The 24,416-nt window shown below is 56.9% G+C and carries 28 protein-coding genes; 15 read left to right on the top strand and 13 right to left on the bottom strand.

Annotated elements, in window-relative coordinates:
• Nucleotides 1–31 precede the first annotated feature (31 nt).
• Both FHW76_RS13340 and FHW76_RS13335 read right to left on the bottom strand, forming a co-directional pair.
• On the bottom strand, nt 32–259 hold the full coding sequence (locus tag FHW76_RS13340) for a DUF1272 domain-containing protein (protein ID WP_012542149.1): 228 nt from the start codon (nt 257–259) through the stop codon (nt 32–34).
• Nucleotides 260–366: 107 nt separating this feature from the next.
• Complete coding sequence (locus FHW76_RS13335) at nt 367–1,560, bottom strand: zinc-dependent alcohol dehydrogenase (protein ID WP_008807708.1); 1,194 nt, start codon at nt 1,558–1,560, stop codon at nt 367–369.
• Nucleotides 1,561–2,171: 611 nt separating this feature from the next.
• Between FHW76_RS13335 and FHW76_RS13330 the strand changes: the two genes are divergently transcribed.
• From FHW76_RS13330 to cydB, 6 genes are all read left to right on the top strand, one after another.
• Nucleotides 2,172–2,357: a general stress protein gene (locus FHW76_RS13330; RefSeq protein ID WP_004150795.1), complete on the top strand. Its 186-nt coding sequence runs from the start codon at nt 2,172–2,174 to the stop codon at nt 2,355–2,357.
• A gap of 89 nt (nt 2,358–2,446) precedes the next feature.
• Nucleotides 2,447–2,941, top strand: coding sequence for a ferritin-like domain-containing protein (locus tag FHW76_RS13325; RefSeq protein WP_008807707.1), 495 nt, complete (start codon nt 2,447–2,449; stop codon nt 2,939–2,941).
• Between the two features lie 26 nt (nt 2,942–2,967).
• Nucleotides 2,968–3,474 carry a ferritin-like domain-containing protein gene (locus FHW76_RS13320; RefSeq protein ID WP_008807706.1) on the top strand — a complete coding sequence of 169 codons (507 nt, stop codon included), beginning with the start codon at nt 2,968–2,970 and terminating at the stop codon, nt 3,472–3,474.
• A gap of 16 nt (nt 3,475–3,490) precedes the next feature.
• On the top strand, nt 3,491–4,378 hold the full coding sequence (locus tag FHW76_RS13315; protein ID WP_012542146.1) for a manganese catalase family protein: 888 nt from the start codon (nt 3,491–3,493) through the stop codon (nt 4,376–4,378).
• A gap of 55 nt (nt 4,379–4,433) precedes the next feature.
• Nucleotides 4,434–5,840 carry a cytochrome ubiquinol oxidase subunit I gene (locus tag FHW76_RS13310; RefSeq protein WP_012542145.1) on the top strand — a complete coding sequence of 469 codons (1,407 nt, stop codon included), beginning with the start codon at nt 4,434–4,436 and terminating at the stop codon, nt 5,838–5,840.
• Nucleotides 5,837–6,847: a cytochrome d ubiquinol oxidase subunit II gene (gene cydB / locus FHW76_RS13305; RefSeq protein WP_008807703.1), complete on the top strand. Its 1,011-nt coding sequence runs from the start codon at nt 5,837–5,839 to the stop codon at nt 6,845–6,847. Before FHW76_RS13310 ends, cydB begins: the two co-directional genes overlap by 4 nt.
• Here cydB and FHW76_RS13300 read toward each other — a convergent pair.
• From FHW76_RS13300 to FHW76_RS13290, 3 genes are read right to left on the bottom strand one after another with little or no spacing between them, the layout of a single operon-like run.
• On the bottom strand, nt 6,841–7,761 hold the full coding sequence (locus tag FHW76_RS13300; protein WP_022066226.1) for an HlyD family secretion protein: 921 nt from the start codon (nt 7,759–7,761) through the stop codon (nt 6,841–6,843). The genes cydB and FHW76_RS13300 overlap by 7 nt on opposite strands.
• Entirely contained in the window at nt 7,758–7,970 is a 213-nt protein-coding gene (locus FHW76_RS13295) for a DUF1656 domain-containing protein (RefSeq protein WP_012968537.1), read from the bottom strand. The genes FHW76_RS13300 and FHW76_RS13295 overlap by 4 nt, the downstream gene beginning before the upstream one ends.
• Complete coding sequence (locus tag FHW76_RS13290; RefSeq protein WP_155011867.1) at nt 7,963–10,014, bottom strand: FUSC family protein; 2,052 nt, start codon at nt 10,012–10,014, stop codon at nt 7,963–7,965. Before FHW76_RS13290 ends, FHW76_RS13295 begins: the two co-directional genes overlap by 8 nt.
• A gap of 77 nt (nt 10,015–10,091) precedes the next feature.
• Between FHW76_RS13290 and FHW76_RS13285 the strand changes: the two genes are divergently transcribed.
• Nucleotides 10,092–10,886 carry a helix-turn-helix domain-containing protein gene (locus FHW76_RS13285; protein ID WP_049138997.1) on the top strand — a complete coding sequence of 265 codons (795 nt, stop codon included), beginning with the start codon at nt 10,092–10,094 and terminating at the stop codon, nt 10,884–10,886.
• 58 nt (nt 10,887–10,944) lie between these two features.
• Here FHW76_RS13285 and FHW76_RS13280 read toward each other — a convergent pair whose 3' ends face one another.
• A complete protein-coding gene (locus FHW76_RS13280; protein ID WP_004140506.1) occupies nt 10,945–11,142 on the bottom strand; it encodes a hypothetical protein in 198 nt (65 codons plus the stop codon).
• 572 nt (nt 11,143–11,714) lie between these two features.
• Here FHW76_RS13280 and FHW76_RS13275 point away from each other — a divergent pair.
• Nucleotides 11,715–12,347 (top strand): helix-turn-helix domain-containing protein, encoded by a 633-nt coding sequence (locus FHW76_RS13275; RefSeq protein WP_012542137.1) that lies wholly within the window; start codon nt 11,715–11,717, stop codon nt 12,345–12,347.
• Here the strand turns inward: FHW76_RS13275 and FHW76_RS13270 are convergent.
• Complete coding sequence (locus tag FHW76_RS13270; RefSeq protein WP_032691162.1) at nt 12,326–12,514, bottom strand: hypothetical protein; 189 nt, start codon at nt 12,512–12,514, stop codon at nt 12,326–12,328. The two genes, FHW76_RS13275 and FHW76_RS13270, sit on opposite strands and share 22 nt — an antisense overlap.
• A gap of 467 nt (nt 12,515–12,981) precedes the next feature.
• Between FHW76_RS13270 and FHW76_RS13265 the strand changes: the two genes are divergently transcribed.
• Together FHW76_RS13265 and FHW76_RS13260 are read left to right on the top strand one after the other, a co-directional pair.
• Nucleotides 12,982–13,668, top strand: coding sequence for an EAL domain-containing protein (locus FHW76_RS13265; protein WP_080928812.1), 687 nt, complete (start codon nt 12,982–12,984; stop codon nt 13,666–13,668).
• A gap of 129 nt (nt 13,669–13,797) precedes the next feature.
• Nucleotides 13,798–14,208 (top strand): Spy/CpxP family protein refolding chaperone, encoded by a 411-nt coding sequence (locus FHW76_RS13260; protein WP_012542134.1) that lies wholly within the window; start codon nt 13,798–13,800, stop codon nt 14,206–14,208.
• 75 nt (nt 14,209–14,283) lie between these two features.
• On the opposite strand, the gene FHW76_RS13255 is transcribed toward FHW76_RS13260, so the two are convergent.
• Nucleotides 14,284–15,786: a UbiD family decarboxylase gene (locus FHW76_RS13255; RefSeq protein WP_012542133.1), complete on the bottom strand. Its 1,503-nt coding sequence runs from the start codon at nt 15,784–15,786 to the stop codon at nt 14,284–14,286.
• 120 nt (nt 15,787–15,906) lie between these two features.
• Between FHW76_RS13255 and FHW76_RS13250 the strand changes: the two genes are divergently transcribed.
• Nucleotides 15,907–16,797 (top strand): LysR substrate-binding domain-containing protein, encoded by an 891-nt coding sequence (locus FHW76_RS13250; protein ID WP_008807694.1) that lies wholly within the window; start codon nt 15,907–15,909, stop codon nt 16,795–16,797.
• A gap of 6 nt (nt 16,798–16,803) precedes the next feature.
• Here the strand turns inward: FHW76_RS13250 and FHW76_RS13245 are convergent, their stop codons facing one another.
• Nucleotides 16,804–18,588, bottom strand: coding sequence for a sensor domain-containing diguanylate cyclase (locus tag FHW76_RS13245; RefSeq protein WP_060619136.1), 1,785 nt, complete (start codon nt 18,586–18,588; stop codon nt 16,804–16,806).
• 73 nt (nt 18,589–18,661) lie between these two features.
• Nucleotides 18,662–19,870, bottom strand: coding sequence for an HD domain-containing phosphohydrolase (locus FHW76_RS13240; RefSeq protein ID WP_032730065.1), 1,209 nt, complete (start codon nt 19,868–19,870; stop codon nt 18,662–18,664).
• A 308-nt stretch (nt 19,871–20,178) separates the two neighbouring features.
• Between FHW76_RS13240 and fraE the strand changes: the two genes are divergently transcribed.
• From fraE to FHW76_RS13220, 4 genes are all read left to right on the top strand, one after another.
• Complete coding sequence (fraE, locus tag FHW76_RS13235) at nt 20,179–21,222, top strand: fructose-asparagine asparaginase (protein ID WP_012542131.1); 1,044 nt, start codon at nt 20,179–20,181, stop codon at nt 21,220–21,222.
• 658 nt (nt 21,223–21,880) lie between these two features.
• Nucleotides 21,881–22,795: a kdo(2)-lipid IV(A) palmitoleoyltransferase gene (lpxP, locus tag FHW76_RS13230; RefSeq protein ID WP_008807690.1), complete on the top strand. Its 915-nt coding sequence runs from the start codon at nt 21,881–21,883 to the stop codon at nt 22,793–22,795.
• Between the two features lie 89 nt (nt 22,796–22,884).
• On the top strand, nt 22,885–23,523 hold the full coding sequence (gene leuE / locus FHW76_RS13225; RefSeq protein WP_004203730.1) for a leucine efflux protein LeuE: 639 nt from the start codon (nt 22,885–22,887) through the stop codon (nt 23,521–23,523).
• 130 nt (nt 23,524–23,653) lie between these two features.
• Nucleotides 23,654–23,917 (top strand): DUF2534 family protein, encoded by a 264-nt coding sequence (locus tag FHW76_RS13220; RefSeq protein WP_004203731.1) that lies wholly within the window; start codon nt 23,654–23,656, stop codon nt 23,915–23,917.
• A 59-nt stretch (nt 23,918–23,976) separates the two neighbouring features.
• Here the strand turns inward: FHW76_RS13220 and FHW76_RS13215 are convergent, their stop codons facing one another.
• The 3 genes from FHW76_RS13215 to FHW76_RS13205 form a co-directional block, all read right to left on the bottom strand.
• On the bottom strand, nt 23,977–24,102 hold the full coding sequence (locus tag FHW76_RS13215; RefSeq protein ID WP_012542130.1) for a hypothetical protein: 126 nt from the start codon (nt 24,100–24,102) through the stop codon (nt 23,977–23,979).
• Nucleotides 24,103–24,221: 119 nt separating this feature from the next.
• Complete coding sequence (yoaJ, locus tag FHW76_RS26675; protein WP_004892898.1) at nt 24,222–24,296, bottom strand: protein YoaJ; 75 nt, start codon at nt 24,294–24,296, stop codon at nt 24,222–24,224.
• Entirely contained in the window at nt 24,296–24,397 is a 102-nt protein-coding gene (locus FHW76_RS13205) for a YoaK family small membrane protein (RefSeq protein WP_004150782.1), read from the bottom strand. The genes yoaJ and FHW76_RS13205 overlap by 1 nt, the downstream gene beginning before the upstream one ends.
• Nucleotides 24,398–24,416: the final 19 nt, after the last annotated feature.

The raw sequence follows: 24,416 nt of genomic DNA, 5'->3' as shown, positions 1-24,416 counted from the left end.
GCTCCCGTTTGCCACGCCAGTTCATCCGGTTTTACTGTGCATGGCGGCGCAGGGTGGAGGCGGGGTGCCGCCGCAGCGCCTCTTCGGGACGCACAGGGCGCCGCACCAGTTCGCCGCCACAGTTTGGGCAACGACCGTGCAGCCGCGCCGTCATGCAGTCCCGGCAAAAAGTACACTCGAACGAGCAGATAAACGCCTCGGGTGAGTCTGGCGGCAGATCTTTATCACAGCATTCGCAATTCGGGCGTAACTCGAGCATTAACTTCTCCTGTGGTTAACGGCTGTATCAGCGACGGCGGGTCAACGCATGCTGTTTTTATATCACGGCCCGGACTGGCTGCCGAGAAGGGCGGATTAACTTCCGCCTCAAAGCGTTGCCTTCCCGGGCTGCATCCCCGGCACAAGGATGACTTTGCGGCATGCCTCTTCGCGTTTCTCAAAGATCTGATAGCCGCGCGCGGCCTCCTCCAGCGGCATATGGTGAGTGACGATCTCCTCCGGGGTGAGCAGCCCTTGCTCAATTAGCGCCAGCAGGTCCGGCAGCCAGGCATGGACGTGGGTTTGCCCCATCCTGAAGGTCAGCCCCTTATCAAAGGCATCACCAAACATAAACCCATGAATGAAACCGGCGTAAACCCCGGGCACGCTGACGATACCGCCGCGGCGCACGGCGGCGATGCACTGGCGCAGGGCTTTTCCGCTGCTGCCCTCGATTTTCAGGTTGCTGAGGACGGTTTCCGTGAGGCTGCCTTTCGCCTCGAAGCCCACGGCGTCAATCACCGCGTCGACGCCGCGATGTCCCGGCGTGTTATCGATAATCCACTGCGCCGGGTCGTCATGGGTGTCGAAGTTTATCGGGATCGCGCCATAGCGTTGCTGCGCGAAATCGAGTCGGTAATCGTTATGATCGATGATAAATATCTGCTCTGCGCCATTGAGCCTGGCGCAGGAGGCGCACAGCAGCCCTACCGGGCCGGCGCCAAAAATAGCCACGCTGCTGCCGGGTTTGACCTCGGCGTTTTTTACAGCCTGCCAGGCGGTGGGCAGAATATCTGACAGAAACAGCACCTTTTCATCGGGTAAGGTGTCAGGCACTTTAAATGGACCGGTATTGGCTTTGGGGACCCGTACATATTCTGCCTGGCCGCCCGGGATGCCGCCGTACAAATCGCTATAGCCAAACAGGGCCGCCGGTGGCGAAATGCCTTTTCGGTTGAGTGTCGCCCCCTGGCCGCTATTGGTGCTTTCGCAGGCGGCATACTGCTGCAGGCGACAAAAGAAGCAGTCTCCGCAGGCGATCACAAACGGGATAACCACCCGGTCGCCTTTGCGGACCGCGGTGACCTCGGAACCCGCTTCCACCACTTCCCCCATAAATTCATGGCCGAAAATATCGCCGTGGTGCGTGCCGGGGATCTTTCCGCGGTAAAGATGGAGATCGGAACCGCAAATCGCCGTCGCGGTGACGCGCAGTATAATATCGTCCGGCGCTTCAAGGGCCGGGTCGGGCATGGTGTCGACGCTGACATGATGGGGACCATGATAAGTGAGTGCTTTCATTGCATATTCTCCTGGAGAGAACGGCTGACCGCATCAGGCGCAAAGGCATATTGACCTGACGCGATGGCCACCGATAAACCACCGTAAAAATAAAGCGCAGAGTACAAGTAATGGAACTGCGTGATATTTCAGTTGTTGGGTGTGTTTTACGTTTCGCTTATTTCACGTTTGATTTGTTGGGTTATTTGCATATTCGGATGAAGAAGGCTAGCCTTAATCAGGCATGATATTCGCTCTATTTTTTTATTTGATAGCCGCTCCCCCAGCGGCTTTTTTTTATTAGTTATATTTAGAAAAGTTCTGAATTTCATGCCGACGAAGCCTCGCCGCGCCGCTTCGTTATATACCTCAACAGGAGTACTCCGATTGTATCGATAATACGAGGGCTGCAGGTATTATTCCCCTGCACACAGTAAGTTAGCGGTGATGTGCCGTCTGGTTATTTTTAATGTGTGTTGTAGAATTATTCCGAATTACTACTGAAAGACGTCGGGAAAACGGAATAATAATTTGACTAACCAGCATTACCCGCTAGAGTTAAATATCGAACGACGAGTGATACGGAATATTTTCGTATCGTACTGACATAACCGATATACATGAGGTGAAATATGGCAGAGCATCGTGGTGGTTCCGGTAATTTTGCTGAAGACCGTGAAAAAGCTTCTGAAGCAGGTCGTAAAGGTGGTCAGCACAGCGGCGGGAACTTTAAAAATGATCCGCAGCGTGCGTCCGAAGCGGGTAAAAAAGGCGGACAAAACAGCCACGGCGGTGGCCGCAAGTCCGATAATTCCTGATTATCCTTTTCCTTGCACCCTGAAGTGAAAGTATCTCCTGCGAGTCTGTATAGACTCGCAGTTATTTTCTGACTCCAGAAGGTATTTCTATGAATATGAAAAGCATTGAAGATGTATTTATCCACCTGCTCTCAGATACCTACAGCGCAGAGAAACAATTAACCCGCGGGCTGGCTAAACTGGCCAGAGCGGCGTCCAGTGAAAAACTCAGCGCGGCGTTCAATGCTCATCTCGAAGAAACCCAGGGCCAGATTGAACGTATTGACCAAATTATTGAGCAGGAATCCGGCCTGAAAATCAAACGCATGAAATGCGTGGCCATGGAAGGATTAATCGAAGAGGCCAATGAAGTCGTTGAGAGCACGGAAAAAAATGAGGTACGAGATGCTGCGCTAATTGCCGCTGCGCAAAAGGTCGAGCATTACGAAATTGCCAGTTACGGCACCCTGGTCACCCTGGCAGAACAGCTGGGCTATAAAAAAGCGGTCAAATTGCTGGCCGAAACGCTGGAAGAAGAAAAGCAAACCGACGTTAAATTAACCGATTTGGCGGTAGGTAACATTAATAAAAAAGCGGAAAAATAAACGCTCCCTGACACGAGGAAATGACCATGAATCACGTTGAACATTATCATGACTGGCTACGCGATGCGCATGCCATGGAAAAGCAGGCAGAATCCATGCTGGAATCGATGGCTGGCCGTATCGATAATTATCCGGATCTCCGTGCCAGAATTGAACAGCATATTAATGAGACCAAACGGCAAATTACCGTGCTGGAAGAGATCCTCGACCGCAACGACATTTCGCGCTCGGTGATTAAAGATTCGATGAGTAAAATGGCGGCTCTCGGCCAGTCCATCGGCGGAATGTTTCCTTCCGATGAAATCGTCAAAGGCTCGATCAGCGGGTACGTCTTCGAGCAATTTGAGATTGCCTGCTACACCTCTCTGCTGGCGGCGGCTGAAAAAGCGGGCGACACCGCCTCCATCCCGGCTATTGAGGCTATCCTGGCGGAAGAGCGGGAAATGGCCGACTGGCTGATCAAACATATTCCTCAGACCACGGAGCAGTTTCTCCTGCGTTCAGATGCTGACGGCGTAGAAGCGAAAAAATAACCCAGGAGGCAGGCCTATGTTTCGTCATGTGAAACAACTGCAGTATACCGTGCGCGTTGCTGAACCCAATCCGGGGCTCGCGAATTTACTGCTCGAACAGTTTGGCGGCCCTCAGGGCGAGCTGGCCGCCGCGTGTCGTTATTTCACCCAGGGATTAAGCGATGACGATCCTGGCCGCAAAGATATGCTAATGGATATCGCGACAGAGGAGCTGAGCCATCTGGAGATCATTGGCACCCTGGTCGGCATGCTGAATAAAGGCGCCAAAGGAGCCCTGGCGGAGGGCACCGAGAGCGAGGCGGAACTCTATCGTTCGCTCACCGCCAACGGTAATGACAGCCATATTACCTCGCTGCTGTACGGCGGCGGTCCCCCGCTGACCAACTCGGCGGGCGTGCCGTGGACGGCGGCCTATATTGATACTATCGGTGAACCCACCGCCGACCTGCGGTCGAATGTCGCCGCGGAGGCGAGGGCGAAGATCGTCTATGAACGCCTGATCAACGTGACCGACGATCCCGGAGTGAAAGACGCGCTGGCGTTCCTGATGACCCGCGAAGCGGCGCATCAGCTCTCTTTTGAGAAGGCGCTGCAGTCGATTCGCAACAACTATCCACCGGGCAAACTGCCGCCCATTAGCGAGTACGCTAACACCTACTACAATATGTCTGAAGGTGGAGAAGTACGCGGCAGCTGGAACAGTGACAAACACTTCGATTATGTCAAGGATCCGCAGCCGGCCGTGGATGGCGGAGATGGCAGCGCTACTGTCGGCCTGACGCCAGAGCAGGAAGCGCTGTGCAAAGCGATGCTGAAGCGAACGCAGTCTGACCCGCAGGGCGATCCTTTGACCGGCGCCGAACTCGGCGCCGGTAAGCAAAACACTTCCTCATCGGCTAAGTGATGTTCGCATGAGCCCCGGCTGCGGCCGGGGCGATTCACAATGATGGGTGTGGAATATGTTTGAATTCGACGCGTTTCATCTGGCCCGATTGCAATTCGCCTTTACCGTTTCCTTCCATATCCTCTTTCCGGCCATCACCATCGGCCTCGCCAGCTACCTTGTGGTGCTTGAGGGGATGTGGCTGCGAACCCGGGATAACGTCTGGCGCTCACTCTACAATTTCTGGCTGAAAATTTTCGCCGTCAATTTTGGGATGGGCGTGGTCTCCGGATTAGTCATGTCCTATCAGTTCGGCACCAACTGGAGCGGATTTTCCCAGTTTGCTGGCAGCATTACCGGTCCGCTGCTGCTGTACGAAGTGCTGACCGCCTTTTTCCTCGAAGCGGGATTCCTCGGGGTAATGCTATTTGGCTGGAATAAAGTGCCGCCGGCGCTGCATTTTTTTACTACCTGCATGGTGGCGCTTGGCACCCTGGTCTCCACTTTCTGGATCCTCGCCTCCAACAGCTGGATGCAGACACCGCAGGGTTTTACCATCGAAAATGGCCATCTCATTCCGCAGGACTGGCTGGCGATTATCTTTAACCCCTCGTTCCCGTATCGTTTGTTTCATATGGCGATAGCCGCGTTTCTCAGCAGCGCCATGTTCGTCGGGGCCTCTGCCGCGTGGCATCTTCTGCGCGGCAACGACTCGCCGGCCATCCGCAAAATGCTGTCGATGGCGATGTGGATGGCGCTGCTGGTAGCGCCAATCCAGGCGGTGGTGGGGGATATGCATGGTCTTAATACCCTTGAGCATCAGCCAGCGAAGATCGCCGCCATCGAGGGGCACTGGGAAAACCGACCCGGCGAGGCCACGCCGCTGCTGCTGTTTGGCCTGCCGGATATGGAACAGGAGCGCACCCGCTATGGCCTCGAGATCCCCGCTCTCGGCAGCCTGATCCTCACTCACAGTCTGCATAAGCAGGTGCCGGCGCTGAAAGACTTCCCGAAAGAGGACCGACCCTATTCGCCCGCCGTTTTCTGGTCGTTTCGCATCATGGTTGGGATGGGCGTATTGATGATCGCCTTAGGGATCTGCAGCGCCTGGCTGCGCTATCGGCGGCGACTGTATCACTCGCGTCCCTTTCAGTGGTTTGCGCTCTGCATGGGGCCTGCCGGCCTTATTGCCCTGGTCGCCGGGTGGGTGACTACCGAGATGGGCCGCCAGCCGTGGGTGATCTACGGCTTGCTGCGCACCCGGGATGCGGTGTCGTTGCACAGCACGCTGCAGATGGCCATCAGTCTGCTGGTGTTTATCGTGGTCTACTGCGCGGTATTTGGCGTGGGGTATTACTATATTTTCCGGCTGATTAAAAAAGGGCCGCAACCGGTGACGGAGCTGACCTCGCAAACCGCAGGCACCCCGGCGCGTCCGCTCTCGGCGGCAGAGCCGGTGCGTGATGAGGAGAACGCATCATGAGCATCGATATCTCGGTGATTTGGTTTGTCATCATCGTCTTCGCCACGCTGATGTATATCGTGATGGATGGTTTCGATTTAGGTATTGGGATGCTGTTCAGCGTGGTGCATGATGGCGAAGAGCGCGATGTGATGGTCAACAGCGTGGCGCCCGTCTGGGATGGAAATGAAACCTGGCTGGTACTCGGCGGGGCAGGGCTGTTCGGCGCCTTTCCGCTGGCCTATGCGGTGATCACCGATGCGCTGGTCATCCCGCTGACGGCGATGCTCATCGGTCTGATTTTTCGCGGCGTGGCGTTTGAATTTCGTTTTAAAGCGGTTCCCTCGCATCGTACCTTTTGGGATTATGCCTTCGCCGGCGGCTCGCTGCTGGCGACTTTCAGCCAGGGGATTGTCGTCGGCGCGTTTATCAACGGCTTTGCGGTGGCTGACCGCCGCTTCGCCGGTTCGACGCTGGACTGGCTTACCCCCTTTAACCTGTTCTGCGGCCTGGGGCTGGTGGTGGCCTATCTGCTGCTCGGCACCACGTGGTTGATCATGAAAAGCGAAGGCGCGCTGCAGCAGCGGATGCGCGAGCTGACCCGCAAGGTGCTACTGGCGCTGATGGTGGTGATCGCGGTGGTCAGCGTCTGGACGCCGTTGGGCTGGCGCTACGTGGCGGAGCGTTGGTTCACGCTGCCCAATTTCTTCTGGTTCCTGCCGGTACCTATCCTGGTGTTGGCGCTGAGCCTGTGGATCTGGCGCCTGAGCGCGCGCCCCGCCAGCCACGCCCGCCCATTTATCCTGACGCTGGGCCTGATTTTCCTCGGCTTCAGCGGGTTGGGGATCAGCGTCTGGCCGAACATTATCCCACCGAATATCTCCCTGTGGGATGCCGCCGCGCCGCCCTCCAGCCAGGTGTTTATGCTGCCGGGGGCGCTGCTCATTATCCCGGTGATCCTGATGTATACCGCCTGGAGCTATTACGTCTTTCGCGGCAAAGTCTCCGGCAGCGAGGGCTATCACTGAGCCTGATTCGCGCCGGCAGGTGAGGATTTGCCGGCGCGTCGCGCCAACCGCGCGGGAATGACCGAGACAGTCGCGGACAAGCCGGCGACCCGTTCCACCCCCTCGGGCAGGGTATCGATATGGATGCGCACTGGTACACGCTGCGCCAGCCGCACCCAGCTGAAGGTCGGCTCGACCTCCGGCAGGCCCAGGGCGCCGGTCTCATCATTGGTATCGCCGATCCCGTGTCCGATACTCTCGACATGGCCGGTAATGACCGGATCATACCCCATCAGCGTGATATGTGCGGTATCGCCAACGTGGATGTGGCGCAGACGGGTCTCTTCAAAATACCCCACCACCCAGAAACGCTGGCCATCGATAATGGCCACTTTCGTCACTCCGGCGGTGGCATAGTCGCCCGGGCGTAGCCGCAGATGGGTGACGTACCCGGCCACCGGCGTCCGCACGGTGGCATGCGCTAAATTCAGTTGCGCCAGCGCCAGTGCCGCCAGCGCGCCCTGGTAGTTAGCGGCCGCGACGCTGGCCGCGCTGTTGGTCTGTTTCAGATCTTCGCTGGAGATGACGCCCTGGATCTGCGCCCGTCGTCTGGCGGCATCCTGGCGCATCGCCATCTCCTGGCGTCGGGCTTCCACCTCCGCCTGGGCGCTACTGACCGCCAGCTTCAGCCAGCGCGGATCGATGGAATAGAGCACATCTCCCCGATTGACCCACTGGTTGTCTTTTACCGCCACGCTGGCCACCGGTCCCGAGACATCGGGAGCGATCTGCACCACGTCGGCCCGTACCCGACCATCGCGGGTCCAGGGCGTTTGCGCCTCCTGTTTCCAGAGAATGAAAGCCAGTAGCGCGGCGGCGGCAACGGCGCCTAAGGTCAGGGCGTAGCGGCCCAGAAGAGTGAGATAGACTGTCATACGGCAAACCCCAGCGTGTTAACCTCCTGCAGGAGCAGGAAAAAGAGTGCGATATAGAGGGAAAGCCCCCACAGCGGGCGGCAGGGCAAGCGGCCCAGGCCCCGGACGGAGAAAATAAGCGGTTGCAGCAGCAGCGTCGCGAGCAGGGCGACAAGGCCGACAACCAGCAGGCCGGGGAAAAATACCCCGCCCATCGCGAGATCACGCATGGTTTTGGCTCTCCTCAGGCCGGTGTAAGGCGCAATACAGGGAAATGAGCGCTTCCGCGCGCTCATGTGAGGCGGCATCAGCCGGTAAACCGTGGGCTAACAGCGCGTCAACAGGCTGCGCGAGGGCCTCTATGTCCGGCTCCTGTCTAAGGGCGTCAAGCAGCGTCTGCACAGCGGTAGCCGCTTCTCGATCCACCGGCTGATAGATACGGCGCAGGTGGATCACCGCCAGGCCGGTACGAATATCGTGCAGCATCTTGTCCAGTAGCTGACCTGCGGCAGGCCCGCTCTGCGGTAGCCGCGGCAGCAGTAAAGCGGTCCGGTCGATCATAAGATTGGTCCAGCGGTGGGCATTCTGCGCCAGTCGGCCCGGCGCGGCGCGGCGGATATCGCGACGGCACAGCGTCAGCAGACGATGGACAGCGGCATCGGCCTGCACGGTTTGCAGCAGGCGCATACCAAACGCGGCATAGCCGATGGCGACAAACAGCGCGATAGAGGTATTCATCGCCGTCGCGAAATCCCCCTGATAACTGGGGCCCAGTTCGCACAATATCGGCAGCGTCAGGGTGATGCCCATCGCCATAAAGGTGGTCGGCGGCCGCGCCTGCAGCGAACCGGCCAGCAGATAGACCGGGGCGAGCATCGCCGCCAGCAGGACAAATTCGCTCACCTGCGGCAGCAGGGCGAAGCTATACAGCAGGCTGAACAGCACGCCCCACACGCAGCCGATCAGGTATTTCACCAGCTGCGCCGCCGGCGCATCGAAGCTGGCGAACAGGCTACAGCAGACCCCGAGGATCGAGACCGCAGTGCCGCCATCGGGCCAGGCAGAGCCTATCCAGATCAGGCAGCCGCTGAGGATGATGACGAAGGCGCCGAAGGCGGTCCGCAGGGCGCTGAGCGGATCGCGATGGAAAACATAGCCCTTTGCCGCGTGGGCGTCAGGGGGCAGGGTTGGCGATCGGCGGTGATAAATCGCCTTCGCCAGCCGTTCGCTCTGCTGCAGGAGACGGATGGTTTCCGCCAGGTGGCGCACCAGGCTAACGCGCAGCGCCTCGTTCAGCGTCTGCGCAGGGGCGCACCGGTTGATGAGCTGCTCGCAGCGGGAGAGTAGTCCGTCGGCGGAGAGCGCCGTTCTGTGGGCTTCCGGACCTCTCAGCCAGACCTCTGCCTCCGTTAGCAGCGTCTGCAGGTCGTCAGGTGGCTGCCCGCACCTCTGTAAACGGTCATACAATTCGCCATTGACGATCAACAGTCGTGCCAGCCGGTCGTGGATCGCTTTTCTGACCTCGCGGTGGGGAACAGAGAGACCGTCATCCCAGGGAAGATGGTGGTTGATGCCCTGCAAAAACTGCAGGCTCAGCGCCAGCCGCAGGGTTTCCGCCGCCACCGGCTTACCGGCCAGCGTATCGGCGATCCGTTGCCGGGCGGTTGCCAGCGTCTGTGCCAGCGTGCTGTTAAACCGCCCGGCGATGCGCACCGGCAGCACGAAGCGGTGAATCAATCCGGCGCACAAGATACCGATGGCGATCTCTTCCACCCGAATGACCGCGAGGTCAAAGATGGTCCCGGGCACGGAGACGGCGGGGAAACCAATCAGGCTCGCGGTGTAGCCCGCCAGCAAAAAAGCGTATCCGCGCGGCGTGCGCTCAAGCAGCGACAGACACAGGCAACCCGCGATCCACAGGGCCAGCATGGCACTACACAGGATCGGCTGGTTAACGAAGGTGGGCACGATGAAGACGGTGGCCGCCGCGCCGACGAGGGTCCCGACCAGGCGATAGACGCTGCGGCTTAGCGATGCGCCCACCGAGGTCTGCGACACGATATAGACAGTGATGATGGCCCACGAAGGCCTTTGCAGACCGATGGATAGCGCAAGATAGTACGCCAGCATCGCCGCGGCGAAACTCTTTGCGGAAAAGAGTATTGCCTGGGCATCACTGCGCAGGACGGTTGACGTCGATTGCGGCATGAAAGGGCGCGCGACGGCGCCTGCGGCACGCAGCCAGGAGGCCTGGCGAAAGCGGTTAATGTTCATGCCGCGGATTATGGCTGACTTGCGCTTGCGGCGAAATACTCTATTCTGTCAAAAAATACCTGAATCTGGCCAATCGTATGCCATCACCTTTTGCCAATACGCTGTACGATCCGGACGCCGCGTCCTGCCCGGCCATCGCCTGTCATCTTGATTTTGTCGAATATGAAGCGGAAGTGCCGGTGCATACCCATCGCAAAGGGCAGTTGATTATTGTGCTGTATGGTGCAGTGAGTTGTCGGGCGGAAAATAACCTGTGGATTGTGCCGCCTCGCTGCGCGGTATGGATCCCGGGCGGTATTCCGCACAGTGTGTCCGCCACCTGGAACGCGCGCCTCAATTATCTGTTTATTGAACCCGGCGCTGCCGCGCTGCCTGGCAGCTGCTGCACTTTGGCGCTCTCTCCCCTGATCCACGAGCTGGTGGAGCGACTCACTCGTGAGGGGGCGGATTATGTGGCGGATAGCCATGCCGGGAGACTCACCCGAGTGACCCTTGACGAACTGGCGACCATGCCGGCGCAGCGCCTGAATCTGCCCGTCTCAGCACATCCCAAAATTCGGGCGATGGCCGACCGGCTGGTCAGCCATCCTGACGATCGCAGCACCCTGTCGGTGTGGGCGAAGCGTCTGGCGCTGAGTGAGCGCTCGCTGGCCCGGGTGATGCTGCGGGAGACCGGCCTGACCTTCGGGCGCTGGCGCCAGCAGCTGCATTTGATTATTGCCCTGCAGGAGCTGGCCAGCGGCGTTTCGGTACAAAACGTGGCGGCTAAGCTGGGGTATGAATCGGTAAATGCCTTTATTACCATGTTCAAAAAAACGATGGGGACGACACCGGCGCACTATTTTGCCGAGCGTCAGACCGCGGCTCGTTAAGAAAACCTTGTCGGGCCGCGACGGCTGGCGTGGCACCCAACAAGGCGGCAGGGGGTGCTTACGCTTTCGGCGGCTTGATCTTAATAATAAATCGTTCGTTAACCCGGGTGATCCTCGCGCCAATATCGCCAAACTCGGTGGCGATTTTAAAAAAATCGTCCGCGGCGACATCAAAATCGAGTTCAATTTTCGGGTGTTGTCCTGTCGCCAGTAATTCATAGAAATGGTCAAGGCTGCGGGCTTTTTCGCTGGGCATCTTATTTCTCCATGGTAAACCAATCAGCAGGGCGTTTATTGTTTAAAGCGTTTTCCGGATTATTCAGCAGGATGACAGTGGCGCCTGATATAAGATGATGCAATGTCATTAAGGATACGGTGGGGCGATATTATTCCATGTTGTTAAACCTGTGGCCGCGCGTTTCCCCAGGATGCTATGAGGCGCGGGACAACCCTGCGGCGCGGGTTGATGATAGACATTTTATGATGACAAATTGATGACAGTAAAATGAACGTACAATGGCGCCGGGCTTTCTTTTGACTAAATAAATTTATTTGGTGGCTGTTAAGGCAGAACTTAACTACTTTATGGTGAGAGGCGTCATTCGGCGATGGCTAACAGTGAGGGAGCAACGATGCAATTACTTGATTTATTCGCAGGTTTATTGTGGTTAAGCAGCGTTATTTTCCTGCTGTATCTCCTCGATGTGGTCATCACCCGTTATCTGTATCGTAAATAACCGGGAAGGGGATGCGCGAGGACGCTCGGCATAGGGTACTGCGCCAGAGGATGTTATTATGACGCCGGACTGATTCAGAAAGGAATGCGCGGTGGCCGGGAGAATTGATTACGATATTGAAAAATACCAGTTTACCGAAGCCGGTGAGTCGCCACGGCTCAGAGCGCAGTGGCGTGAGGTCTATCTGGAGTGTCGTCAGCAGCAGGCCGGGGCTGAGGAGCGTCTGCGCATTGCGCTATTGAATGTCGACTATGTCACCAGCTTCGAATTGCCTTTTCGCCTGCTGCTGGTGCGGGCGCCGCAGCTGATCGCCGACGTGCGCGATCAGCTGCAGCTCAATCGTAAAGCCGCCGTTTTCAACGGCAAACGTTACGGTTGTGTCTACAGTCTGAAGCAGGATTTACAGCCGATTCCGGAGTCCTTCCATTACCACCTGTCAAACCGTATCCGTCGCGTCGATCCGCAGGGACCGACGGCAGCCCCGTACCAGCAGATTGCCCGCGAGATAAAGCCGGCCCGGGAGCGGCTTCGCCATGCGTTACTTGCCGGCTTGCCGGTTACCGCGCTTGATGCGCTGTTCTGGTTCGGCAGTCAGCGGGTGGCGGCGGACATTGCGCAATTGCGCCGGTCCGGCATGGAAATTGTCACCGAAGAGGTGGAAGCCAGCGATAATCTGTTCAACACCACCCGGCGAGTACCGGTTTATCGTCTGACCAGTAAATGATGCGGCGAGCCTTCGCCCAGTCGTTGCTTCGGCAGGCAGCTCACCATTGCCCCGTCAAACCAAACGCACTGCATGCTGCCGGTGTGCCGCGGCGCAGGGCCCAGCCATGCGCTGGCGATGAGCATGAATAGCATCAGCCCCAGCGGAATCACGTTTATTTTTTTCACTGCCTGTCATCCACTTCACTCTTCTTCGCTGCAGGATAGCGGGAAAATATGACGTTTTGTCGACTGAGTCACACTTTTTTGTTGAGGACTCATGGCATGCCAGGCGAAGCGGCGCCTCAGGACGCAGCGTTATTCATATTCGGCATAATGATATGACTAAAACTGGCGGCTTGTATTTTTCATTTTTATTACCCCTCTCTTTTTTTACCTGGCAGCACAAAGCGTGAGACGACCAGGCTTTACGCAGAATACTCTGGTAACTGGCTGGTTTGAAACAATATTTTAATTGACTTTTCAGAGGGAGTTACAGCAGTGGCTAATTTATATTAATTCAATTTACCGATCAATAAATTATATCTTGATAGTTTTTAACTATCGAATGATTATTATCGATCACTTTAAACTATTTTTGTTGGCGGAAAATATATGACATGCTTTAACCCTTTCTTATTTTTGGTATTTTTTAAATGGTTGAAGAAAACGTGAAAAATACCTCTTATCGCTTCGTTCTGGAGCCCGCTATTAGCGATGACGGCAGCTACCACTCGTGGGAGTTGCTTACTAAAGATATTATAGTACCCGCACAAAATACCACCTCTGCGTCGACGTTTTCTTTCTCCACGCTTACCGAACGCGATAAGCTTGCTCTATTTATTCGGCAAATCGAGTTACTTTCTGTATTTGATTTCGCCCGGGTCGATAATAAACCGATATCGCTGAATATTGATGATTTATTAAGCCACTTTATTCTGACGGATCGCTATCTCTGTGATTTCCTGCGCTCCTGTAAACACATTGCTCTGGAAATAAATGAGAACTTTCACGAGTTTATCGCCGGACGTGAGCTGACGGCGCTGAGCACGCTGGCGGCGCTTTGCCCGGTCTGGCTGGATGATTTTGGCCGCGGACGGACGTCCTTCCCGCTGCTGGAGCGCTTCCGCTTCGATTGCGTCAAAGTGGATAAAGATTACTTCTGGGATAAAGAAAACGACCCCGCTTTTCCCGGGCTGTTGCAATCTATTCATACCCTGACCAGCCATGTGATCGTTGAGGGGATTGAAACCGAAAAGCAAAAACAGTTAATCAGCGCCGCCGGGGATATCATTGGACAGGGCCGTTACTGGAAGGATGAATATATCTTTCTGTGCTGCTGACCCGGGATCTGATTTCTGTTTCTTACCATCCTTTTTTTATCCAGTTTTAAATTAACTCTTTGTTACAGATAGTCTTTATTAGCGCAGTGATAATCGCCTCTCATTTTCTTTTCTGAAGGATCATTCACTGTGAATACTCGCTTGCGTAACACCCTGCTCGCCATTGCGCTGACCACCTGCTTTACGGCAGCCAGCCAGGCGTCGACCTCCGCCGATATACCGTCTGTCTCGCAGGATCCGGTCGTCCAGCACCTGAAGCTGAGTGAAGAGCAGGTCGCCAAAATCCAGGCGCTGCGTCAGGGATTCGAAAACAATGTAAGCCAGATTAAAATCAGCGGCTATCAGGATGGTGCCCTGGCAGACGTTATTCACTCCGGGAAATGGGATGACGCTAAGGTCAAACAGCAGCTGGCCGCCTTTGGCCAGCTGGACCAGCAGGTGCGGTATTATCGTGTGAAATACTACTTCGACGTGAGCCAGGTGTTGACCCCCGAGCAGCGTGAGCAGGTGAAAAAAGACCTCTCCGCCGCGATCAACTAACCCTGCGTCAGCCACCCGCTGCAGGTGATGCTGGCCCGGAAGATGCCGCCGTGCTCCGGCGGATACCACCTGATTTTACTGACCGTGGTTTTTTTCCAGCCGGGCAAAATACTCTGGCGCAAACGGACGCGGATCGACATCGGCAAACGGTGCGCGCTCGAAGTGTGATTTCAGCGCCCACGGCACCGTGCAATCGAAGATTGTCTTGCAACTGATACCCTCTCCGCGGATCGACGGGCTGTATGCCGGGGTCTGGGAAGGATCCAGCTGGTGACCACGGATGCCGGGGATTGTCGTGATGCTGACATCCCCCTGCATACGGGTGGTCATCGCCCACAGGATATCGTCGCTGTCAAAGATATCCACATCTTCATCGACCAGAATGATATTTTTCAGCTCGGAATAGGTCGCCAGCGCCAGCAACGCGGCCTGCCCCTGACGCCCTTCGTCGGCGGGCTGGCGTTTTTTCACCTGCAGGATCCCGAGGAATTTACCGCCGCCCGCGGTGTGGGCGTAGACATTTTGTAAAAAGCCCGGGATAGCAGCCTCGACAGCATTCCAGATACTGGCTTCCGTTGGCAGCCCGGCGAGGGTGGTATGCTCTTCGCCCGGCCCTACCAGCGTCTGCAGAATCGCATTGTTTCGCATGGTCACCGCTTTGACTTTAATGACCGGCAGCGACGGATTGGCGCCGCCGCAGTAACCAGGAAATTCCGGCATCGCATGGCCGCTGTTGGTGTGCTGATCTTCTCTGACGCGTACCCCCGGCAGCAGTTCCCCTTCGATAACGATCTCGGCGCGAGCGATGGCTTTCTCCGGGACGCTGACGCCCTGTACCAGCTCTACCGGACGCTGACGCAGCGCACCGGCGACGCCCAGTTCGTTATAGCCAAACGGTGTGGTTGGCGCTTCAAAGCAGGCGCCGATATAGATAGCCGGATCGAGTCCCATATTGATGGTTATCGGCAGCGGTTTGCCGGCGGCCTCGGCTTTCTGGCGAAACACTTCGATATGGCGGCCAGCGGCGAGAAACATCGACAGCTCATCCCGGCCCTGGACGCACAAGCGGTGGATGGTGACGTCGGTGAGCGAGGCGTCGTCGGGATCGCTGGCCAGCGCCAGGCCCAGGCAGAAGAAGGGACCGGCGTCGATCGGGGTGTTGGTGGGCGCCGGGAGCAGGGTGCGCAAATCAAAATCCGGATCGTCGGCCAGAAAGACCTGTTCCTGACAGGGGGCGCTGCTGGCCGGAACGACCACCGGCGCGACCGGTTTTTTCACCGCTTTGCCTACCTCCAGCGCCAGCTGTGAGGCTTCGCAGCCCAGCAGCAGTGCGGCCCGCTGGCGGCTGGCGTGCATGCCCACCAGAATGCGCGAATGCGGATAGCCCTTAATATTGTTAAACATCATCGCCGGGCCGATGCGCGTGGGGCGCTTCACGGTGCCGCCCGCGCCGATGTGGCGATAGACGCCGGCCAGCTCGGCATTAGGGTCAACCGGATGATCGGTTTCGAGGTACTGATTGTCATGCTGTTGCAGCAGCGCGATGGCGTCGCGCAGATCCTGAATCGGTGCGGTCATGATGTTCTCCTTAGCGTGTCGATGCGCACAGTATGCTTCGCAGGCTAATGGTTATCAATTGCATCATTCATGCGTTATTGATAAGATTTTTATTATCAATTTACTTCGCGGAGTTCGGCCATGTCCTTGCGAGCGTTACGCCATTTTGTGGTCGTTGCTGAAGAATTACATATGCATCGGGCGGCGGAGCGGTTACATATCGCCCAGCCCGCCCTCAGCCAGCAGATTAAACAACTCGAGCAGCGCCTGGGCGTGGTGCTCTTCTCCCGCGCTAACCGGCGCCTGACCCTCACCGCCGCGGGCGAGGCCTTTTTACAGAAGACGCGGCTGGCGCTGGAGATGGCCGATCAGGCGGTCCTGGACGCCCAGCGCACCGCACGAGGCGAGCAGGGGCGATTGCATCTGGGCTATGTCTCCAGTGCGATGTATGACAGCAAACTGCCGGGGCTCCTGCGCGAGCTGCGCGCTGACTGGCCGGGGATTGAGCTGTCGCTGGTGCAGGGGGATGTGCAAATGCTCTACGAAGCGCTGCTGGATCTGCGTCTGGATATCGCCATCATCCGCGCGCCGCTGGCGTCACCGCCGGACGCGCTGGTGGTCAGGCCATTTGTGCGGGAAAAACTTTGCCTGGCGCTTTATCAACAGCATCCGCTGGCAGGCGTGGGGGCGCTCAATCTGGCCTCGTTGCGCACTGACAACTGGATCTCGCTTGACGATCCGCAGGGCACCGGACTGGAGCAGGTATTTATTGACGCCTGTCGCGTCGCGGGTTTTACGCCGCAGGTGGTGCAGCGAATTAACGATGTCACCTCGATGATTAGCCTGGTCTCCGCCGGGGTGGGGGTGGCGCTGGTGCCGGTCTCGGCGCGGGCCTTACGCCTTGATAACGTGGTGTATATCGATCTCCAGGATCGGCTGGCGGAGAGTGAGCTGAGCATGGTTTACCACCGCCATTTCCGTTCGGCGGTGGTGCGGAAAGTTATCTCGCTGCTTAATGCCGCTGAGCAATAATCCCGCTTAGCGGGTCTTCAGGCGGCCAAAGCTGACAATCCTTGAACGGCCCAGCTCTTTCGCCCGGTACAGCGCGGCGTCCGCTGCGCGCAGCAGGCTGTCGCTTTGGGTGTGCTGCGGGTAGCTGGCGATGCCAATCGACACATCCACCTGGCCTATCTCGGTCAGGCCATCGCGCAGCGTCATATTGTGCACCTGGGTGTAGATCTCGCTGGCGCACTGGTGCGCCCCGGCTTCGTCAATGCCGGGGAGCAGCACTAAAAACTCCTCGCCGCCGTAGCGGAAAGCCATGCCGATATCGCGCACCGCGCGCTGCACAATGGTCGCGACGCTCTTAATCACCAGATCCCCGGCTTCATGGCCGTAGCGGTCATTGATGGCTTTGAAGTGATCGATGTCGATCATCAGGCAGCTCAGCGGGGTGTGGGTATGGACCGCCAGCGCCATCTGCGAGTGCAGCGCTTCATCAAGATGATGGCGGTTACGCAGGCCGGTCAGCGAATCGAACAACGCTTTTTCCAGCAGGGCGCTGCGTAAACGCTGATTGGCGAGCGCCAGCCCCAGCGCTTCGGCCATCAGCTCCAGGTAAGCCCGGGAAGGGGCGTCACTGGCGGTGACGTTCTGAAAGCTCAGCAGACCGATCGCTTCGCCCTGGGCGATGAGCGGTACGCAGAGCGACTGGCCGGCGTGCGCCTCCGGCAGATGATAGCAGGTGATATCGGGCTCACCCTGCACCGGCGGATGGCTGAGTCCCCGCCGTATCGCCCAGCAGTCGTCGGGAGCAAAGGACGTCGTCTCCCCGGCGGGCGACAGCCACTGCGCCACGCAGCGCATCTGCCACGGATCGGTATCCAGAATATACAGTTTACCGGGGATCGTCGGGGCGATGTTCGGCGCGAACAGCTCCGCCACCTTAATCACATCCTCTATGGTTTCACAGCCCTGCAGACGCTGGGTCATACGCGCCAGCAGTTCACGGATCGCCCAGTCGGCGTCGCGCTGCTTCTCCAGCTGCTGGCGGGCCAGGCCGTTCTCGCGAAAAATGCGGATCGCCTGGGCCATATCGCCAATCTCATCCACCTGGGTGAAGTGCGGCGTCTCCACCGCATAGTCCTGGGAGGCGAGACGCTGCACCACGTCGCTCAGACGGACCACCGGGTACAGCACCCGGCGTTTGAGAATGAAGCCGAGGACAAACAAAAACATCAGGGCGGTCAGGCCGACCATGATTTCCGACAGCGTACGCCAGATCCGCGAGCGCTCGGTGGCCTGGTCGATAGCGATGGCGGCGCGATGCTCAAGCATCTGACGGAAGCGATCGATCTGCGTCTGCATGCGCTCCAGTTCGGTCTCATACGCTTTGCCGTACAGCACCGCGATGGCCGCTGGCGCATCGCCGCGGGCGACATGCGTCAGGGCCGCCTGCTGTTCATCCTGAAGCTCATCGGCGATCCGCAGACCATCCTGGAGTAGCGCCAGCTCCTCGCGGCTGGCGCCGTTATCTTTCAGTCCGGCCAGCCGCTGCTCAATGCTTTTGTCGGTCTGCTGCAGTTGCTGATACTGCGTAAGCGTCTCCGGCGAAGGCTTAACCACGTACAGCCGGGCGAGGTCAGACAGCGCCCAGGCGTCGTTTTCCACCTCGTCGGAGAGGGTATCAAAGACCTGGCGCTGTTGTACCGCCTGGCGTTCGACGCGGTCGGCGCTGGAGGCCATAAGCATGGCGCTGCCGGATGCCAGCGTCAGGCCGACGGTGATCCCGTAAGCCCAGTTGGTGATGGTGGCGATTCTCACCCTGTATTTCCTTGCATGCAGATGAAGCTGTTTTAATTATAGAACTCGCCCCCCGCCATGACGGCGGCCTGCCTCAGGGGCGGTGCTCGCTGCGGGGGTGTTCGAGGGTCTGAAGAATGATGGCGTGCAGCGTTTCCGCATGGTGGCGCAAAACGAGAAAGACATCGCTATCCAGAGCGCCATTTATAACATCCGCTTCCATAATCTGTAAGGCCTCCTGCCAGGCCATTCCTTTACGATAAGGGCGATCTTCGGTCAGCGCGGTGAAAATATCGGCGATAGAGATAATACGGTCGGCGAGGGTCAGATGATCTTTTTCGAGATGCAGAGGGTAGCCGCTGCCGTCCAGTTTTTCATGGTGATTCGACGCCCAGTTAATGATGTCGCCGAGCTCGCTGTAGTCGCTGAGGATCTCGCCGGTCATATAGCTGTGCTCGCGCACCTGGTTCAGTTCGTCCTCATCCAGTTCACCCTCTTTTTCGAGGATGGAGAGCGGGATAGAGATCTTGCCGATATCGTGCAGATAGCCGGCAATCTGAATTTGCTGGCAGATGGGCTCCGGCAGTTGCATCCAGCGGGCAAGCTGGCGGGCGATTTCCCCCACCATGATGCTATGGGTGGCGGTAAAGCTGCTGTAGGTGTCGACTATTTTGGCAATCAGCAGGCAGATATCTTTCAGACCATGAATATCCAGATACAGCGTGTTGATGGGACCAATAATTTCCAGCAGCCGTTGAATATGGCCGGGATGAAGGTGCTGCCAGAAGTTCGCATTTTCAGCGACCTCGCACAGCATATCGCACAGCGGCGGATCGATCTCCCGGTGCAGGGAGACGAACTGTTCCACCACCGCCCGTGTGGGCCAGCCGGCCACGTGACTCCCGGCAGGCAGCAGCCGTTCAAAGGCATCGGCGAAATAGACAATATGCTGTTCGCGGCTACCCCGGTGGCCCGGGCTAAAATGGTGATCGCGAATGAAGGGGACAATGGGCAGAAAGGTCACTAACCCTTCCAGCATCGCCGCCCCCTGGCGCTGATGCGGATCGTGGATGTTATCGATGGCATCCAGCGAATGAATGGTGCGTTTATCTCCCAGCACGCCGATATCGTGCAGCAGCGCGGCGCAAAAAATGGTCTGCTGCCGCTCGGCAGGCAGCCCCAGCCTTTGCGCCAGCGTCAGGGCGATTAAGGCCGTTCGTTGCATGTGCCGGTGCAGTTCAGGGTTAATGATCTGAATGACTCTGGTCGTCAGCATTAGCGCTGATTTCAGGGCAATACGCATTTCTGTTCTCCGTACGCGTTACCTGGCGGGCAAAAATGACCTCGCGGGTGACGGAAGTGTCGATAATCTGATCGCAATGCGTGTTGTGTAGTTGGCTGCTGAACAGGTTAATACCCAGAATGTATCAGGTTCATAGCGCTGCCCGATTCAGAGCCTGCCGTGCACCAGATTTGGGCGATGTTGATGCGAGAACCTTATTATTGTCTGATAGTTAACCATTTCCCCCCCAAAAAATAAATAAATTCTGGCAAGCCCTTTGCATTAAGCAAGCGTTAGTTTGATTAATGTCTATGAAGGGAGTGACCTGTATGAATTTTAGAGCATTACTTACCATTGCGTTACTGACGATGAGCAGTCTGGCATTTAGCGAGACGCGTCTACCGCATATCGTTATTTTAGCCACCGGCGGGACGATTGCCGGTTCGGCTGCCAGCAATACCCAGACAACTGGTTATAAAGCCGGGGCGATTGGGGTGCAGACGCTGATTAACGCCGTGCCGGAAATGAGTAAAATCGCTCATGTCGAGGGCGAGCAGGTGGCGAATATCGGCAGTGAGAATATGACCAGCGACATTATCCTGGAACTCTCGAAGCGGGTGAATGCGTTATTGGCCCGGGATGATGTCGATGGCGTGGTGATCACCCACGGCACGGACACCCTCGATGAAACCCCTTATTTCCTCAATCTGACGGTCAAAAGCAACAAGCCGGTGGTCTTTACCGCGGCGATGCGTCCGGCGACGGCGATCAGCGCCGACGGGCCGATGAACCTGCTGGAAGCGGTCACAGTCGCCGCCGATCCTGATGCCCGGGGTCGCGGGGTGATGGTGGTGCTGAACGACCGCATCGGCGCGGCGCGCTTCGTCACCAAAACCAATGCCACTTCGCTGGATACCTTCCGGGCGCCGGAGGAGGGCTACCTTGGCGTCGTGGTGGGCGGAAAACCCCAGTTCGAGACGCGCGTGGATAAAATTCACACCCTGCGCTCGGTGTTCGATGTCCGCCAGCTGAAGACCCTGCCGAAGGTGGTGATCATTTATGGTTATCAGGACGACCCGGAGTATATGTACGACGCGGCGATCGCCCATCATGCCGACGGTATTATCTACGCCGGAACCGGGGCGGGGTCGGTGTCGGTACGTAGCGCTGCGGGCATCAAAAAAGCGCAGCAGGCGGGCATCGTGGTGGTTCGCGCCTCCCGTACCGGCAGCGGCGTCGTGCCGCCGGATGACAGCCAGCCTGGGCTGGTGTCCGACTCCCTCAACCCAGCGAAAGCGCGTATTCTGTTGATGACTGCGCTGACGCAAACGAAAGATCCACAGCTGATCCAGCAATATTTCCACACCTACTGATCCTCTGCGGCCAGGGCGTCGCTCACGCCTTCGCTGCGGTTTGCCCCACAGTGACCCGATGTCGGGTCACTGTCCGCGCTAAACGCCGCGCTTTATGCGTATAAGGCGTAAAGAAATATTTTTTTTTACGGCGGGTGTGGGCGGTATTAAAGTGCAAACAACTGGCAAGACGCTTATTTTTAAAGCATCTTTAAATAAGTCTATTCTTAATTATTCCCTTAAGGCGATTTTAATATTCCTTATGCCGACGGATAAAAAATGTTTCACTCTGAAGCGGGAGTGCTTTAATTCTTTCGCGGTACAGACGACGATCTTGTGGACGCGGGCAGGCTGCGGGCCACGTGGCTGAGCGGGCTCAGTCCCCGGCAGACAAGGCGTTCTCGCGGCGGGTTTCGGTTATGCCTGTTAGTAACGCTGATGATTAGCGTGAAAATGATATGCACGATGAATATATTAAGAAGAGGATAAGATTTAAGTTTACATTTGGTAACATTTGTGCCGCAATTATGTTTTTTTGTCAGCAAGTTGTTTTTTACTTGCCGGAGGGAATTTCAGCGGATTAGTATTGTCGAACTTGCTGTACGTACCGCCTAATGATGATAAATGGATTCTGTTTTCCTTAAGCGTTACCACATAATTAATGTTTACAGGAAAAATCATGGCCTGCGTATTTAATAAACAACTTTTACACCCACGCAACTGGCTGACCTGGTTTGGGCTCGGCATCCTCTGGTTAATCGTGCAACTGCCTTATCCGCTGCTGCATTTTATTGGCACCAGCGCGGGTCGCCTCTCCCGACGCTTTCTCAAACGCCGCGAACATATCGCCCGGCGCAATATTGAGCTCTGCTTCCCGGACATGTCGCCGGCGGCGCGCGAGACCCTGATCGATCAAAACTTTATGTCGCTGGGAATGGGGCTTATCGAAACCGGCATGGCCTGGTTCTGGAGCGACGAGCGGGTCAAAAAATGGTTTGATGTCGAAGGATTTGCCAACCTTAATCATGCGCTTAGCGGCGGAAAAGGGGTGATGGTGGTCGGTGTGCACTTTATGTCGCTGGAGCTGGGCGGGCGCGCGATGGGGTTGTGCCGTCCCATGATGGCCACTTATCGTCCGCACAACAGCCCGCTGATGGAGTGGGTGCAAACCCGTGGTCGCCTGCGTTCGAACAAAGCGATGATCGATCGCAACAACCTGACCGGTCTGGTGCATGCCTTAAAATCAGGTGAAGCGGTGTGGTTTGCTCCCGACCAGGATTACGGTCCTAAGGGCAGCGTGTTTGCGCCGTTTTTCTCCGTCCCACAGGCGGCGACCACCAACGGCACCTATGTTCTGTCTCGTTTATCGGGTGCGAAAATGCTGAGTATCAGTATGGTGCGCAAGCTGGATCGCCAGGGCTACAGCCTGCATATTAGCGAAGTAATGAATGATTATCCGGGTGAAGATAAGCAGATCGCTGCCGGCTATATCAACAAGGTGATCGAGCGCGAGATTTTGCGTGCCCCCGAGCAGTATCTGTGGGTGCACCGTCGTTTTAAAACCCGCCCGCTGGGTGAACCTTCCGTCTATTAACCTTCCCGCACAGGCTGCGCTTTCAAAATCCCGACAGTTGGGGTAACGTGAGCCGGATCATGTTTTAGTCGTGCGCGAAGGAGTGCAAAGTGTTCGCTGAGTTTGGTGTTCTGAATTATTTGACCTACCTGGTCGGGGCGGTGTTTATCATCCTCGTTCCTGGCCCTAATACGTTTTTTGTGCTGAAGACGGGCATTGCCCACGGCGTGAAGAAAGGCTATCTGGCAGCGGCGGGCGTCTTTATTGGCGACGCGGTGCTGATGTTTCTGGCCTTTGCCGGCGTGGCGACGCTGATTAAGACCACGCCGGTGCTGTTTAACGTCGTCCGCTACCTCGGGGCGATCTACCTGCTGTGGCTGGGGGGTAAAATGCTCTACGCGGTGCTGACCCAGCGCGATGGCCAGGCCGACGCCAGCGCGGAGCCGGCGAGCGCGATCCTCAAGCGCTCTCTGACCCTGAGTCTGACCAATCCGAAAGCGATTCTGTTCTATGTGTCGTTTTTCGTGCAGTTTATCGATGTCAACGCCAAAGCGCCCGGCGTGGCGTTCTTTATTCTGGCGCTGACCCTCGAGGTGATTAGCTTCTGCTATATGAGCTTTTTGATCCTCTCCGGCTCGTTTGTCACCCGCTACGTTAAAACCCGCAAGAAGCTGGCCAAACTTGGCAACAGCCTGATTGGTCTGGTTTTCGTTGGGTTCGCCGCGCGCCTGGCTACCCTGCAGTCCTGATCCCCTCGGGCCGGTTACCCGCTGACCGGCCCGCCGTCTCTTATTCTGCCCTGTAACAAAAACCCTTCATTTTTTATTGCATTGGTGTTACATATACAGCCGTTTATCGCTCAGCAAAAAGGAAGCCCCGATGATTCTGCAAAAACTCCTCAGCAATAAAAACTGCAAAAAATACTGTCTGTCGCTCGCGGCGGTGTTTGCTATCGCGCTGGCGGTGGTGGGGCGGGCGACCTTCGGGGGCGTGGTGAGCGAGTACAATATGCCGTACTCAGAGTGGACGACGTCCATGTTCTTCCTGCAGGGGGCGATGGTGACGGTTTACAGCATTGTCTTTACCGCACTTTTCGCTATCCCCCTCGGCTTTATTTTCCTCGGCGACGAGCGCCAGGATTAAGCGTCAACGGGCGAACCGCGGTTCGCCCTGTCTTTTCGGCTCATCAACAGCCTGAAGGATTAATCATCGTCATGATAGTGATGATGGTGGTGATGGCGATGGGCGTGGTACCCATCGTCAATAATGCATCCCGATAACAGCGTGCACAGCGCAATAATCAACGGTAACACGATCGGTTTTTTCATCCCTTACTTCTCCCGCTATTCTGCTTTCCCCGGGGCAGAGAATGCCGCGGTGGATAACGTGAGTGTAAAGGGTTAACTTGTTGATGGGATAGGATAACTCCGCAATATCGCCGCCGCGATCACCACCAGCCGAACTGGCTGCCGGCCACCGCCACGATGGCGACAACCAGCATAATAATGGTGCTTTTTTTCATTATGCCCCACCCGGCGCCGCATAGCCGCCGACAAAAAACCAGCCGAGAAAGACGACGGCGATGATAAAGATCGCCACCGGGAAAAGAATACCCAATTTCATGATAGTGTCCCTGTACCCA

The organism is Klebsiella sp. RC2 (genome assembly GCF_014192815.1).
GTDB classification, from domain to species: domain Bacteria; phylum Pseudomonadota; class Gammaproteobacteria; order Enterobacterales; family Enterobacteriaceae; genus Klebsiella; species Klebsiella variicola.
This window is presented reverse-complemented; position numbering and strand designations above follow the sequence as displayed.

What these genes read in the sequence shown, in the direction of transcription:
- FHW76_RS13220 (WP_004203731.1), top strand. Translation starts at nt 23,654, where the DNA reads ATGATTCTGCAAAAACTCCTCAGCAATAAAAACTGCAAAAAATACTGT.
- FHW76_RS13285 (WP_049138997.1), top strand. Translation starts at nt 10,092, where the DNA reads ATGCCATCACCTTTTGCCAATACGCTGTACGATCCGGACGCCGCGTCC.
- FHW76_RS13295 (WP_012968537.1), bottom strand. Translation starts at nt 7,970, where the DNA reads ATGCGTGATCTCGCGATGGGCGGGGTATTTTTCCCCGGCCTGCTGGTT.
- FHW76_RS13240 (WP_032730065.1), bottom strand. Translation starts at nt 19,870, where the DNA reads ATGCGTATTGCCCTGAAATCAGCGCTAATGCTGACGACCAGAGTCATT.
- FHW76_RS13320 (WP_008807706.1), top strand. Translation starts at nt 2,968, where the DNA reads ATGAATCACGTTGAACATTATCATGACTGGCTACGCGATGCGCATGCC.
- FHW76_RS13215 (WP_012542130.1), bottom strand. Translation starts at nt 24,102, where the DNA reads ATGAAAAAACCGATCGTGTTACCGTTGATTATTGCGCTGTGCACGCTG.
- FHW76_RS13205 (WP_004150782.1), bottom strand. Translation starts at nt 24,397, where the DNA reads ATGAAATTGGGTATTCTTTTCCCGGTGGCGATCTTTATCATCGCCGTC.
- cydB (WP_008807703.1), top strand. Translation starts at nt 5,837, where the DNA reads ATGAGCATCGATATCTCGGTGATTTGGTTTGTCATCATCGTCTTCGCC.
- FHW76_RS13335 (WP_008807708.1), bottom strand. Translation starts at nt 1,560, where the DNA reads ATGAAAGCACTCACTTATCATGGTCCCCATCATGTCAGCGTCGACACC.
- lpxP (WP_008807690.1), top strand. Translation starts at nt 21,881, where the DNA reads ATGGCCTGCGTATTTAATAAACAACTTTTACACCCACGCAACTGGCTG.
- FHW76_RS13280 (WP_004140506.1), bottom strand. Translation starts at nt 11,142, where the DNA reads ATGCCCAGCGAAAAAGCCCGCAGCCTTGACCATTTCTATGAATTACTG.
- FHW76_RS13255 (WP_012542133.1), bottom strand. Translation starts at nt 15,786, where the DNA reads ATGACCGCACCGATTCAGGATCTGCGCGACGCCATCGCGCTGCTGCAA.
- FHW76_RS13330 (WP_004150795.1), top strand. Translation starts at nt 2,172, where the DNA reads ATGGCAGAGCATCGTGGTGGTTCCGGTAATTTTGCTGAAGACCGTGAA.
- FHW76_RS13265 (WP_080928812.1), top strand. Translation starts at nt 12,982, where the DNA reads ATGGTTGAAGAAAACGTGAAAAATACCTCTTATCGCTTCGTTCTGGAG.
- FHW76_RS13340 (WP_012542149.1), bottom strand. Translation starts at nt 259, where the DNA reads ATGCTCGAGTTACGCCCGAATTGCGAATGCTGTGATAAAGATCTGCCG.
- FHW76_RS13315 (WP_012542146.1), top strand. Translation starts at nt 3,491, where the DNA reads ATGTTTCGTCATGTGAAACAACTGCAGTATACCGTGCGCGTTGCTGAA.
- FHW76_RS13300 (WP_022066226.1), bottom strand. Translation starts at nt 7,761, where the DNA reads ATGACAGTCTATCTCACTCTTCTGGGCCGCTACGCCCTGACCTTAGGC.
- FHW76_RS13325 (WP_008807707.1), top strand. Translation starts at nt 2,447, where the DNA reads ATGAATATGAAAAGCATTGAAGATGTATTTATCCACCTGCTCTCAGAT.
- FHW76_RS13250 (WP_008807694.1), top strand. Translation starts at nt 15,907, where the DNA reads ATGTCCTTGCGAGCGTTACGCCATTTTGTGGTCGTTGCTGAAGAATTA.
- FHW76_RS13290 (WP_155011867.1), bottom strand. Translation starts at nt 10,014, where the DNA reads ATGAACATTAACCGCTTTCGCCAGGCCTCCTGGCTGCGTGCCGCAGGC.
- fraE (WP_012542131.1), top strand. Translation starts at nt 20,179, where the DNA reads ATGAATTTTAGAGCATTACTTACCATTGCGTTACTGACGATGAGCAGT.
- FHW76_RS13310 (WP_012542145.1), top strand. Translation starts at nt 4,434, where the DNA reads ATGTTTGAATTCGACGCGTTTCATCTGGCCCGATTGCAATTCGCCTTT.